This is a genomic window from Streptomyces sp. NPDC055239 (assembly GCF_053606205.1).
On the sequence record NZ_JBSGRD010000005.1, the window covers coordinates 19089 to 31400 of the forward strand.

At 68.3% G+C, this 12312-nt stretch carries 11 protein-coding genes; 7 read left to right on the top strand and 4 right to left on the bottom strand.

Annotation, left to right across the window (positions count from 1 at the left end; all coding sequences use genetic code 11):
- Window positions 1-5: 5 nt before the first annotated feature.
- From ACWFRJ_RS18265 to ACWFRJ_RS18280, 4 genes are all read left to right on the top strand, one after another.
- The gene (locus tag ACWFRJ_RS18265) at window positions 6-512 is read left to right on the top strand and encodes a hypothetical protein (protein ID WP_453531260.1); all 507 of its coding nucleotides are present in this window, start codon (window positions 6-8) and stop codon (window positions 510-512) included.
- Window positions 513-643: 131 nt separating this feature from the next.
- The gene (locus ACWFRJ_RS18270; protein WP_453531263.1) at window positions 644-1297 is read left to right on the top strand and encodes a hypothetical protein; all 654 of its coding nucleotides are present in this window, start codon (window positions 644-646) and stop codon (window positions 1295-1297) included.
- Window positions 1285-2325: a hypothetical protein gene (locus ACWFRJ_RS18275; protein ID WP_453531265.1), complete on the top strand. Its 1041-nt coding sequence runs from the start codon at window positions 1285-1287 to the stop codon at window positions 2323-2325. The genes ACWFRJ_RS18270 and ACWFRJ_RS18275 overlap by 13 nt, the downstream gene beginning before the upstream one ends.
- Window positions 2326-2464: 139 nt before the next feature.
- Window positions 2465-3184 (top strand): helix-turn-helix domain-containing protein, encoded by a 720-nt coding sequence (locus ACWFRJ_RS18280; RefSeq protein ID WP_453531267.1) that lies wholly within the window; start codon window positions 2465-2467, stop codon window positions 3182-3184.
- A 30-nt stretch (window positions 3185-3214) separates the two neighbouring features.
- On the opposite strand, the gene ACWFRJ_RS18285 is transcribed toward ACWFRJ_RS18280, so the two are convergent.
- The gene (locus ACWFRJ_RS18285; protein WP_453531270.1) at window positions 3215-4240 is read right to left on the bottom strand and encodes a 6-phosphofructokinase; all 1026 of its coding nucleotides are present in this window, start codon (window positions 4238-4240) and stop codon (window positions 3215-3217) included.
- A gap of 347 nt (window positions 4241-4587) precedes the next feature.
- Between ACWFRJ_RS18285 and pta the strand changes: the two genes are divergently transcribed.
- The 3 genes from pta (at window position 4588) to pyk (ending at window position 9466) form a co-directional block, all read left to right on the top strand.
- Window positions 4588-6690, top strand: coding sequence for a phosphate acetyltransferase (gene pta, locus ACWFRJ_RS18290; RefSeq protein ID WP_453531273.1), 2103 nt, complete (start codon window positions 4588-4590; stop codon window positions 6688-6690).
- Window positions 6691-6713: 23 nt separating this feature from the next.
- A complete protein-coding gene (locus tag ACWFRJ_RS18295) occupies window positions 6714-7937 on the top strand; it encodes an acetate kinase (RefSeq protein WP_453531276.1) in 1224 nt (407 codons plus the stop codon).
- Window positions 7938-8047: 110 nt separating this feature from the next.
- A complete protein-coding gene (gene pyk, locus ACWFRJ_RS18300; RefSeq protein WP_453531279.1) occupies window positions 8048-9466 on the top strand; it encodes a pyruvate kinase in 1419 nt (472 codons plus the stop codon).
- A 94-nt stretch (window positions 9467-9560) separates the two neighbouring features.
- On the opposite strand, the gene ACWFRJ_RS18305 is transcribed toward pyk, so the two are convergent.
- The 3 genes from ACWFRJ_RS18305 to ACWFRJ_RS18315 all read right to left on the bottom strand — a co-directional run bounded on the left by ACWFRJ_RS18305 (window position 9561) and on the right by ACWFRJ_RS18315 (window position 12253).
- A complete protein-coding gene (locus ACWFRJ_RS18305) occupies window positions 9561-10937 on the bottom strand; it encodes a hypothetical protein (RefSeq protein WP_453531282.1) in 1377 nt (458 codons plus the stop codon).
- Window positions 10927-11493: a DUF6114 domain-containing protein gene (locus ACWFRJ_RS18310; RefSeq protein ID WP_453531285.1), complete on the bottom strand. Its 567-nt coding sequence runs from the start codon at window positions 11491-11493 to the stop codon at window positions 10927-10929. The genes ACWFRJ_RS18305 and ACWFRJ_RS18310 overlap by 11 nt, the downstream gene beginning before the upstream one ends.
- Window positions 11494-11635: 142 nt before the next feature.
- Window positions 11636-12253, bottom strand: coding sequence for a DUF6230 family protein (locus tag ACWFRJ_RS18315; RefSeq protein ID WP_453531288.1), 618 nt, complete (start codon window positions 12251-12253; stop codon window positions 11636-11638).
- Between the last annotated feature and the right edge of the window lie 59 nt (window positions 12254-12312).

Sequence of the window (12312 nt, forward strand, 5' to 3'; positions counted from 1 at the left end):
ACCACTTGTACTTCCCTTCCCCCGAGGTGTTCTGGGACGCACCACTGAGCGAGGCGGTGTGGTCGGAGCTTTCGGAACCGCTGCGGGTTGCCATGGCCCGGTCGGACGCGGAACGCCTGGAGCTCGAACGATCGCGTGTGGCCCCGCACCTGCGTCCGACGATCACGGCCCCGGTGTACTCGGTGGCCCACCGCGTCGCCTCCTGGGAACGGCTCGTACGGCGCCTGGAACCCGACCGGGACCCAAGCGGGGTCCTCTACTTCATCATCGAGTACGGCAACGACCTCGAATCCCGGGATTCCCTGGACCAGGTGATGACCGCACTCCCGCCGGAGGCACGTGAAGGCCCCCTGGGGCGGCTCCTGGCGACCCTCGACGCCCGCTTCGACGCGGCGACGGCCCCGGACTCGGAGGGGTCGCTGTGCCCCTGGGTGCACCCGCCGGAGCGGCTGCCCGAGGCGGACCTCGGCACGTGGTGGAAGCGCAAACCGCTGCGCGAACCCTGGGAGTGAATCGTTGCCCGGATTCACCGGGATAGGCACCTGACGCCCCAATGATCGCCAGATATCTCTCTGGTGCCACCGATCAGCGCCCACTAGCGTACTTAACTCGCGCTAACTCTCACCCTCACCAGGAGCCGACAGTGAACCGCCCTCTCCGCCTAGCGACGTCCGCGCTCGCCGTATCCGCGGCTCTGCTGCTCTCCTCCTGCGGCAGCAGTGACGACGGGTCCAAGGACAGCGACAAGATCGCCGGGGCCGACAAGGGGGGCGCGGAGAAGTCGCCTTCGCCAAGTGCGTCGGCCCAAGAGGGCGCCGAGCGCCCTAAGATCGACCTGCCTTCCGACTTGAAGTACACCTTCGACTGGCCGAAGACGGGCAAGAAGGCCGATGACGCGATCCTGGCCGACGGTGAGCAGTCCATCCAGGCGGTCGACATGGCCATTGCCGAGCAGGACCCGATGAACAAGGCGTACCGCTTCTATTACGAAGGGGAAGCTGCCGCTCAGACGCAGAAGTTCATCAAGGCTTACGTCGATGCGAAGGCGCGCACCACCGGCGCCTACCGCTACTACAACCCGGAGATCTCGGGTGACGGCAGCACCGCGTCCCTCGTGTACTGCGAGGACCAGAGCAAGGCCTACGACAAGTACCTCAAGAAGGACAAGGTCGACAAGACTCCCGCTACGAAGAACAGCTATGTCCTCTATGCCACCAAGCTGCAGAGGAACGAAGCGGGCGTCTGGGTCACCACGGAATTGAATTCGACTCGGGGGAGCGCCAAATGCCAGCCGTAAGACTCCGTTTGAAAGCCCTGACCGTCGCCGCCCTCGGCTGCGTGGTTCTTACGGCCGCCCCGGCGGCGGCTGACAACGGGATCGGTGGCGGAGCCCAGGATCCGGGATCCGACAGCCATGCCTCCGGCGACGCCAAGGACGACGGTACGGTCTCATCCACCGCATCCGGCATCGTCTACGACCGCTCCAAGAACGGCACCGGAGCCAAGGCCGGCCCCGTGGCCCCCGCCACGAACTGGACCCCGCCCGCCTGCTGGTACGCCCCGAAGTACTCCCCCGCCCAGTTCAAGAAGTACGTCGAGCCGATCTGGCAGGCCGAGTCGACCGGCCCTGAGTGGGATCTGGAGCAGCGCAAGCGGTACGTGGACGGTGAGCCCTACAAGGACTTCAATCTGGACAAGGCGGGCAAGGGCTACTGGTGGACGTCCTTCTCCAACGACACCTACCCGCCCGGCTGGGACGCCTGCAACAAGCGCACCTTCTGGGTCGACAAAGGTGACCCGCCCCCGGCCGACATCCCCGAAGCGATAACTCCCGAGATGCTCGCGAAGCTCGCGTACGCCGAAGTCCGCGTACCCGGCACCAAGGTGGCCCTCGCCCCTGAGGGCGAGACGAAGGTCAACCTGCCGACCTGGGCGTGGCTGGACAAGGCGGAGTTCAAGCCGGTGTCGGTGACGGCCTCCGTCCCCGACATCGGCATCGAGGCGACGACTACCGCCGAGCCGGTCTCCCTCAAGATCGACCCGGGAACGAAGGACGCCGAGACCTACCCCGCCTCCGGGGTCTGCCCGATCGAGAACGGCAAGATCGGCGAACCGTACGCCAAGGGCAAGTCCGAGCAGGACCCGCCCTGCGGCGTGAAGTACCTCCGCTCCTCCGGCGACGGCTCGTACCCGCTCAAGGCGACGGTCACGTGGAAGATCCACTGGACCGGCACCGGAGTGAACGAACCACAGGAGCTCCCCGAAGGAGAGTTCGGCGCGGATCAGGACGTGGTGGTCCAGGAGATTCAGTCCATCAACCGGTAGGCGGTCGACACAACAGGCAGGCGGTCGGCACAGGCATGCACTGGACACACGGTCGGACGCACCCGGCCCCGTAGCTTCGCACCAATCCGCAACCTCGTAGGAACGCACCGTAGTCGCAAGGCCCCCGCGCCCATACCGTGTGCCCGTGCAACCGAGCCAACCGCCTCACCAGCCCACACCCCCGTTCAACTTCCCCGCCGCCCGTCGCCTCCGTGAGGCCCTCGGGATGGCGCACGGGCATGTCGCCTACGGGATGCGGGCGAGCTACGGGCTCGCCTACATCACCCCCGAGACCATCTCCGCCTGGGAACGTGGGCTCGCCTCACCCACCTCCACCGAGCTCACCGCCCTCGCGGGGACCTTGTGGTGCTCCCCCGGTGAACTCATGGGCGCCGCCACGACACTGCGCGAGCACCGGCTCGCGCGCGGGCTCGCGCCCGAAGACGTGGCTCGGGGCTCCGGGGTCGAGATCCAGGTCTATCTGCACATGGAGGAGACCAACACCTGGCGCGGCAACGAGCGGCAGTCCGCCGCCCTCGCCGAGGTGCTGCAGCTGCCTCTCTCCGACTTCATCGCTGTCACCGGGCGCGCCGACGAGCTCGCCGAGCTGTTGCGCAGCGCCGTGACATCGCGCTGGCAGGGGTATGTGCGGCCCGTCAGCAAGATGGTGCCCGTACGGAAGCGGCATCTGGAGGACGTGTTGCAGCAACTGCACGCCGACTACCAGTCGCGGATGGTGCGGACGCTCAGTTGGGGCGGCGGGGCCGGGGCCGATGCGTCGGGGAGTGCCGGGCGGGATTTCCTCGACAAGATCCTCGAGCATTTTTGGGCTCTGGTCCGGGGCGCGGCCAAGGGCTGAGACCGCCCCGGCCGCCCGATTAAGGAGCCCCTAGAAGACCGACTCCGCCTCGTCCATCCGGTCCTTCGGGACCGTCTTCAGCTCGGTGACCGCCTCCGCGAGCGGCACCATCGTGATGTCCGTGCCCCGCAGCGCCGTCATCCGGCCGTAGTCGTCGCGGTGCACCGCCTCCACCGCGTGCCAGCCGAAGCGCGTGGCGAGGACGCGGTCGTACGCGGTCGGGGTGCCGCCGCGCTGGACGTGGCCCAGGATGACCGGCTTGGCCTCCTTGCCGAGGCGGGTCTCCAGTTCGTACGCGAGTGCCGTACCGATGCCCTGGAAGCGCTCGTGGCCGAACTGGTCGATCGCGCCCACGCCGTAGTTCATGGTGCCTTCCTGCGGGTGCGCTCCCTCGGCCACGCAGATCACCGCGAACTTCTTGCCGCGCGAGAACCGCTCCTCGACCAGTTTGACCAGGTCAGCGGGGTCGAAGGGGCGCTCGGGGAGGCAGATTCCGTGGGCGCCGCCCGCCATGCCCGACTCGAGGGCGATCCAGCCCGCGTGGCGGCCCATGACCTCGACGACCATGACGCGCTGGTGGGACTCGGCCGTCGTCTTGAGGCGGTCCATCGCCTCCGTGGCCACGCCCACCGCCGTGTCGAAGCCGAACGTGCGGTCCGTGGAGGAGATGTCGTTGTCGATCGTCTTCGGGACGCCCACCACCGGCAGGCCCGCGTCCGACAGCATCTTCGCGGCGGTGAGCGTGCCCTCGCCGCCGATGGGGATCAGGGCGTCGAAGCCGATCTCCTTGGCGAGCGCGGGCGCGTCCTCGCAGGCCGCGCGGAAGCGGTCGCGCTCCAGGCGAGAGGAGCCCAGAATCGTTCCGCCACGGGCCAGGATGCCGCTGACCTCGTTGAGACCCAGGGAGCGGTAGCGGCCGTCGAGCAGGCCCGCGTAACCGTCCTCGAAGCCGATGACCTCGTCGCCGTAATGCGTGACGGCTCGGTGCACGACCGACCGGATCACAGCGTTGAGGCCGGGGCAGTCGCCGCCTGCGGTGAGAATTCCGATGCGCATCGTGCTGTGTCTCCTGCTCGCTGTTGATGCGTGTGAGCCGGTCTGATTGTTCCATGGCCGGGAACCGGCCGCCGCTCACCCGTCGAACGCCGCCTTCTGCCTCTTCCGTCTCTGCCGTCTTCCCCTCCTCCGTCACAGAACCCTTCCCCTCTCACGGCTGCTCCGCCCGATCCTGGGGAGGAGGCCTTTGGGCCCGCTAAACAGGGGCCTTTGTCCGGCGGGCGACCTAGCCAGCCGCAGAGGTATTGTCAAGAGGGCACGACAACCATATCGGGTCATTTGTCCGGGCTTGAGGCCCTGCAGCCCTGAGCCAGCGATGAAGGCCAGCGAAGAAGGGGAGAGCACGCGTGACGCGCAGCGTGTACGTGACCGGGATCGACCGGGGCGACGGCCGCCAGGTCATCGAGCTGGGAGTCATGGAGCTCCTGACGCGTCAGGTCGACCGGGTGGGGGTGTTCCGGCCGCTCGTCCACGACGGGCCCGACCGCCTCTTCGACCTCCTGCGCGCCCGCTACCGGCTCGCGCAGGACGCCGCGTCGGGGTACGGGATGGACTATCACGAGGCCTCCGCGATCCAGGCCGAGCAGGGCACCGACGAGCTCGTCTCCCAGCTCGTCGACCGTTTTCACCGGGTGGCCAGGGATTATGAAGTCGTCCTCGTGCTCGGGACCGACTTCGCCGACACCCAGCTCCCCGACGAACTGTCCCTCAACGCCCGCCTCGCCAACGAGTTCGGCGCCTCGGTGATAGCCGTCGTCGGCGGCAAGAACCAGACCGCCGAATCGGTACGCGCCGAGACGCGCAACGCGTACCGCGCCTACGAGAGCCTGGGCTGCGACGTCCTGGCGATGGTCACCAACCGGGTGGCGCCCGCCGACCGCGACGAGATCCACGACAGCCTCACCGGCCTCCCCGTGCCCAGCTACGTCCTGCCGGACGAGCCCGCCCTCGCCGCCCCCACGGTCGCCCAGATCACCCACGCGCTCGGCGGCCGCGTCGTGCTCGGCGACGACGCGGGCCTGGCGCGTGACGCGCTCGACTTCGTCTTCGGCGGCGCGATGCTGCCGAACTTCCTGAACGCCCTGACCCCGGGCTGCCTCGTGGTCACCCCCGGCGACCGCGCCGACCTCGTCGTGGGCTCGCTCGCCGCGCACAGCGCCGGTACGCCGCCCATCGCGGGCGTCCTGCTCACCCTCAACGAACAGCCCGGCGAGGCGATCCTGAAGCTCGCCGACCGGCTCGCGCCCGGCACCCCCGTCATCGCCGTGAGCGGCGGCTCCTTCCCCACCGCCGGCGAACTCTTCGCCCTGGAGGGGAAGTTGAACGCCGCCACGCCTCGTAAGGCGGAGACGGCCCTCGGGCTCTTCGAGCGGTACGTCGACACCGCGGGCCTGCGCAGCCGCGTACAGGCCCCCAGCAGTGACCGCGTCACGCCGATGATGTTCGAGCACAAGCTCCTGGAGCAGGCCCGCTCCTACAAGCGCCGCGTCGTCCTGCCCGAAGGCACCGAGGAGCGCGTCCTGCGCGCCGCCGACGTGCTCCTTCGCCGCGGTGTCTGCGATCTGACGCTCCTCGGTCCCGTCGAGCAGATCCGTAAGAAGGCGGCCGACCTCGGCGTCGACCTCGCCGACTCGCAGCTCATCGACCCGCAGACCTCCGAGCTGCGGGACGCGTTCGCCACCGAGTACGCCGAGCTGCGCGCCCACAAGGGCGTCACCGTGGAGCTGGCGTACGACGTCGTCGCCGACGTGAACTACTTCGGCACGCTGATGGTCCAGGGAGGCTTCGCCGACGGCATGGTGTCGGGGTCCGTCCACTCCACGGCCGCCACCATCCGGCCCGCCTTCGAAATCATCAAGACGAAGCCCGACGCGTCGATCGTCAGCTCCGTCTTCTTCATGTGCCTCGCCGACAAGGTGCTCGTCTACGGCGACTGCGCGGTGAACCCGGACCCGAACGCCGAGCAGCTCGCCGACATCGCCGTGCAGGCGGCGGCCACCGCCGAGCAGTTCGGCGTGGAGCCGCGGATCGCGATGCTCTCGTACTCGACGGGCACGTCGGGGTCGGGCGCCGACGTCGACAAGGTGCGCGAGGCGACCGAGCTGGTGCGGCAGAGCCGCGGTGACCTGAAGATCGAGGGGCCGATCCAGTACGACGCCGCCGTGGAGCCCTCGGTCGCGGCGACGAAGCTGCCGGAATCGGAGGTCGCGGGGCAGGCCAGCGTGCTGATCTTCCCGGACCTGAACACCGGCAACAACACGTACAAGGCCGTGCAGCGCTCGGCCGGCGCGATCGCCGTCGGCCCGGTGCTCCAAGGCCTGCGCAAGCCGGTCAACGACCTGTCGCGCGGTGCCCTAGTCCAGGACATCGTCAACACCGTCGTCATCACCGCGATCCAGGCCCAGGGGCAGGGCCAGGTCCCGGGCCACGCCGCCGCCCCCTCCGTATGACGTCTACAGAAAGCATTCCTCCCGTGAGCGCCACCCGCGTCCTCGTCCTCAACTCCGGCTCCTCGTCGGTGAAGTACCAGCTGCTCGACATGCGGGACGGCACTCGTCTCGCGGTCGGCCTGGTCGAGCGCATCGGCGAGGCGACCTCGCGGCTCAAGCACACCCCGCTGACCGGTGGCGGCGGCGAGGAGCGTGAGCGCGAGGAGCCCATCGCCGACCACGAGGCGGCCCTGCGGGCGGTCGCCGACGAGCTGAGCGCCGACGGGCTCGGCCTCGACTCCCCCGACCTCGCCGCGATCGGCCACCGCGTCGTGCACGGCGGCCTGAAGTTCACCGAGCCGACGGTCATCACGGACGAGGTGCTCGCGGAGATCCAGCGGCTCGTGCCTGTGGCGCCGCTGCACAACCCGGCCAACATCACCGGCATCCGCACCGCCCAGGCCCTGCGCCCCGACCTCCCCCAGGTCGCGGTCTTCGACACGGCGTTCCACACGACGATGCCGGAGTCGGCGGCCCGCTACGCGATCGACGTGGCCACCGCCGACGAGCACCGCGTGCGGCGCTACGGCTTCCACGGGACGTCCCACGCGTACGTCTCCCGGAAGACCGCCTGGCTCCTGGGCAAGGCTCCCGAGGACGTCAACGTCATCGTGCTGCACCTGGGCAACGGCGCTTCCGCCAGTGCCGTGCGGGGCGGGCGCTGCGTGGAGACATCGATGGGGCTCACGCCGCTTGAGGGGCTCGTGATGGGTACCCGTTCCGGTGACGTGGATCCGGCGGTCGTCTTCCACCTGGCCCGCGTCGGCGGGATGTCGATCGACGAGGTCGACACCCTGCTCAACAAGAAGAGCGGCCTGGTCGGCCTCTGCGGCGACAACGACATGCGGGAGATCAGGCGCCGGGTCGACGGGGGCGACGAGGCCGCCGCGCTCGCCTTCGACATCTACATCCACCGTCTGAAGAAGTACATCGGCGCCTACTACGCGGTGCTCGGCCGGGTGGACGCCATCGCGTTCACGGCGGGGGTCGGCGAGAACGCGGCGCCGGTGCGGGAGGCTGCGGTCGAGGGCCTCGAGGAGCTGGGGCTCGCGGTCGACGGAGCGCTCAACGCTGTACGTTCCGACGAGGCGCGGCTGATCTCGCCGGAGTACGCGCGGGTGGCGGTCGCCGTCGTCCCCACCGACGAGGAGCTGGAGATCGCGCAGCAGACCTACGCGCTGGTGGCGACGCTCGGCGACCCGTCATAACCGGGCCCGGCGACCCGCCGTAACCGCAACGCCTGAGCGCACTTCCGCCCATTTGTAGATTCCACCAGACGGAATATTCCGAAGCGAAACAAACCGATAGGATCGCCCCCATGCGCCGTTCCAAAATCGTCTGCACGCTGGGCCCCGCCGTCGACTCCGAAGAGCAGCTCGTCTCGCTGATCGAAGCCGGTATGAATGTGGCCCGCTTCAACTTCAGCCACGGCACGCACGCCGAGCACCAGGGGCGGTACGACCGCGTCCGTGCCGCTGCCGACAAGACCGGCCGTGCCGTCGGCGTCCTCGCCGACCTGCAGGGTCCGAAGATCCGTCTGGAGACCTTCGCCGAGGGACCCGTCGAGCTGGTGCGCGGTGACGAGTTCACCATCACCACCGAGGACGTCCCCGGTGACAAGTCCATCTGCGGCACCACCTACAAGGGTCTGCCCGGTGACGTCTCCAAGGGCGACCAGGTCCTGATCAACGACGGCAACGTCGAGCTGCGCGTCGTCGAGGTGGACGGGCCGCGCGTCAAGACGATCGTCGTCGAGGGCGGTGTCATCTCCGACCACAAGGGCATCAACCTGCCCGGCGCGGCCGTGAACGTGCCCGCGCTCTCCGAGAAGGACATCGAGGACCTGCGCTTCGCCCTGAAGATGGGCTGCGACATGGTCGCCCTGTCCTTCGTGCGCGACGCAGGCGACGTCAAGGACGTCCACAAGGTGATGGACGAGGAGGGCCGCCGGGTCCCCGTCATCGCCAAGGTGGAGAAGCCGCAGGCCGTCGCCAACATGGAGGGCGTCGTCGCGGCCTTCGACGCCGTCATGGTCGCCCGTGGCGACCTGGCCGTCGAGTACCCGCTCGAGAAGGTCCCGATGGTGCAGAAGCGCCTCGTGGAGATGTGCCGCCGCAACGCCAAGCCGGTGATCGTCGCGACCCAGATGATGGAGTCGATGATCACCAACTCGCGCCCCACGCGCGCCGAGGCGTCCGACGTCGCCAACGCGATCCTGGACGGCGCGGACGCGGTCATGCTGTCCGCCGAGTCCTCCGTGGGCGCCTACCCGATCGAGACCGTCAAGACGATGTCGAAGATCGTCAAGGCGGCCGAGGAGGAGCTGCTCGCCAAGGGTCTGCAGCCGCTCGTGCCCGGCAAGAAGCCGCGTACGCAGGGTGGTTCGGTGGCCCGTGCCGCGTGCGAGATCGCGGACTTCCTGGGCGCCGAGGCCCTGATCGCCTTCACGCAGTCCGGTGACACGGCCCGCCGTCTGTCCCGCTACCGCGCGGCCCAGCCGATCCTGGCCTTCACCACCGACCAGGCGACCCGCAACCAGCTCACCCTGAGCTGGGGCGTGGACTCGTACGTCGTCCCGCACGTCGACAACACCGACGCGATGGTCGAGCTCGTCGACGCCGAGCTGGTCAAGCTGAACCGCTTCAACGACGGCGACACCGTGGTCATGACGGCCGGTTCGCCTCCCGGTGTCCCCGGCACCACCAACATGGTCCGTGTGCACCACCTGGGCGGCTGACACGCCCTGACACCCCGGATACGACACTGAGGGCGCCCCCTGGTTCAGGGGGCGCCCTCAGCGCTTCTTGCGGCTCCCGGTGAGGCCTTGAGAATCAGTCGGTGATCGACTGGTGCAGACCGGGGATGTGCAGGTTGCCGCCGAACTGACCGGCCTGCTTCACCTTCACGTCAGTGAAGTAGATCAGCGGGATGTTCAGAGGCGGCGGGTGCTCCGGGTCGAACGTGATCGGGATGAGTCCGAAGAGCTTGCCCGAGATGCTCTCGGTGTACATCGTCGTCTTCCCGCCCGTGATCGTGGACGTGGAACCCTTGGCGGCCTCGACGTGGTACTTCTTGCCGCTCGGGCCGTCGACGATCTGGTGCAGATCACCGATGTCCGTGCTGTCGATGACGTACTTCAAGGACTGCTTGGTCTGACCGTTGGGCATCGTCAGGTTCACGACGCCCTGGTAGTCGGCGCCCTTGAGCGTCAGGGAGCTGGCCTCCAGGTTCCACGGCTGGTTCGGGATAGGCGACGGCGTCTTCTCGGAGTCTCCGTCGACCTTCTTCTCGACCACGCACGGGAACGGCTTCTTGCCGTTCTCGTCCGGTGCCATCGGATCCGCGGACTCCTCGGCCTTGGCCTTGTCGGCAGCCTCTTCAGCAGCCTTCTCAGCCTTCTCCTTGGCCTCTTCCTTGGCCTTGTCGACCGAGTCCTCGGCCTTGTCGGCACCGTCCTTGACGCCGTCCTTGACCCCGTCGAGGGTGTCGTCGACGGGCTTGGTGACGTCGTCGACCGTGTCCTTGACCGTGTCGTCGGAGGACTTGGAGGACCCCGAAGACTTGCTCTCCTCCGAGGCGGAGGGGGTCGGCGTGGGGCTCTCGGACTTCTTCTCGTCGGGCGTGAAGATGTCCTTGAGCGCGTCACCGACACCCAGCGGGTCCAACGGGTTCTTGGTCTCGGAGGGCTCCGGTGCGGGCTCGTCGGCCTTGTCGCCTGCCTTGTCGTCCGAAGCGGACGACGACGGAGTCGGCTCGGCCTTGTCGCCGTCCGAACCCGCCTTGTCACCGGCGGAGGGCTTGGGCGTCGGCTCGGCGGTGGCCTTGCCGGAGTCGTCCTTGCCCTTCTTGTCGGCCTTCTCGGCGGCGTCCTTCTCCGCCTGCTCGGCCTTCTCCTTCTTCGCCTTCTCCTCGGCAGCCTTGTCGGCTTCCTTCTCTGCGTCCTTGGTGGCCTCGGATGCGTCGTCCGGCGCCGTGACACACGGGCCGTCCTGGAAGGGGTTCTTCGGCAGCGGCTTGGCCTGCGCGAGCTGGGGGGTTAGACCCATGCCCATGAGGACGGCGGTCGGCATGGCCGCGATGGCTATCGCTTTGCCCGCGGGAACGTGCAGGCGAGTGAGGAGCGGCTTTCTGGGTGCCGCGTGGCGCGGCCCGGATCTCGCGCGGGACTCCCCCGCGGAGTCCGCATGGTGCACCTCGTCAGCCGGCACGGTGCCTCCCGTTCGTCCCGTTGTCCGGGCTCGTTCCTGACAGATCGTCCGTAGTGCCGCTCACCCCGTTCGCGGCCCCCGCGGCCGCGGGCTCCGGCGCCCCGTCGTCGGAGCGGTCGGCTTCCCCGTCGGCACTGCCCTTCGCGGACGCCTTCACCGGCTTGGCCGCGGCCCAGGAGATGCCGAGGGCACCGCCGAGCAGAGCGAGCAGGAAGCCGATGACGAAGCCACCGAAGTTGGAGACCACCAGAGAGACCAGGGCGAGCAGAATCGCCGCGACACCCGCGAAGATCCGGGAATGCGGCTGGAACCACATGGTCAGGCCGAGCACGACAAGCAGGACGCCGATGATCAACGAGCCGGCACCGGCGGTCGTCGCCATCCGGATCGTCATCGTGCCGAGCGTGAGGTTCGCGTACGGGAAGTACATGATCGGGATGCCGCCGAGCAACGTCAGCAGGCCACCCCAGAACGGGCGCTGACCGCGCCACCCTCGGAACGATTGGCGCATCCGACCGAGCTTGTCGCCCAGTCCCACTTGCGCTTCGGCGCTCATGTCGTACAGCTCCTCGGGGAACGGCGTTGGTTCTGTGTGTGCTGCGGATTCGGGCACGGGGACGGTTTGAGGTCAAGATTCGTCGCGCCCCCGCGCCCAGCCGTGCTGCGCAACAAGTACCGCTGCTAAGGCATCAGTTGCCTCAGTAGCACTCGTGCTTGCCCTTCTTGACCGACATAGCCAGACCAGAGAGCTTGAAGGTGCCTGCGGTGGTCGCCCACGCACGCTGCTTGACGTCGGTGAACTTCACCTTGTCAGCCTGCTGCGCGAACGAGTCGGGGGCGTACTTGTCGCCCTTCGACGGGCCAGGGCCCTTGGTGGTCTGGTCGACCGATACGCCGATGTCCACGTTGGTGAACGTCGCGTCGGCCTTCAGGTCATCGGCGTCGATGTAAAGCTTCTTCGCCAGAACCTTCGGGCCGCCGTTGCCACCGGCCTTGAGAGTCATCGACACATCGCCGAAGACGGGGACCGGAACGACGACGGACTGGCACAGGTTGGTGATCTTGGCCGATTCGAGGCCGACGACGGCGACCGGGTGGTTACCCGACTTACCGCTGTCAAGCGCCCCGTACTGGACGAATCCCGTACCGTTGAGCTCCTTGGCAGTCACCTTGAACTGCTGACCGGACACACTGAACGATGCCGCGAGTGCACCCTGCGAGAGGGCCACGCCTATCGCGGCAGTCGCCGCGACGCTCGGCACCATGACTACGGCGAACCGCTTCCATCTGGTTCCGCCACGAGCCACGGACTCCATGACTTTCCTCCTTCTCGGACGTACATCTCCGGCCCTGACTGATCCCGTTCGGGCGGCTC

Excerpts from the sequence above, each read along its gene's own strand:
- ACWFRJ_RS18275 (WP_453531265.1), top strand. The coding sequence starts at position 1,285 with ATGCCAGCCGTAAGACTCCGTTTGAAAGCCCTGACCGTCGCCGCCCTC.
- ACWFRJ_RS18285 (WP_453531270.1), bottom strand. The coding sequence starts at position 4,240 with ATGCGCATCGGAATTCTCACCGCAGGCGGCGACTGCCCCGGCCTCAAC.
- pyk (WP_453531279.1), top strand. The coding sequence starts at position 8,048 with ATGCGCCGTTCCAAAATCGTCTGCACGCTGGGCCCCGCCGTCGACTCC.
- ACWFRJ_RS18310 (WP_453531285.1), bottom strand. The coding sequence starts at position 11,493 with ATGAGCGCCGAAGCGCAAGTGGGACTGGGCGACAAGCTCGGTCGGATG.
- ACWFRJ_RS18315 (WP_453531288.1), bottom strand. The coding sequence starts at position 12,253 with ATGGAGTCCGTGGCTCGTGGCGGAACCAGATGGAAGCGGTTCGCCGTA.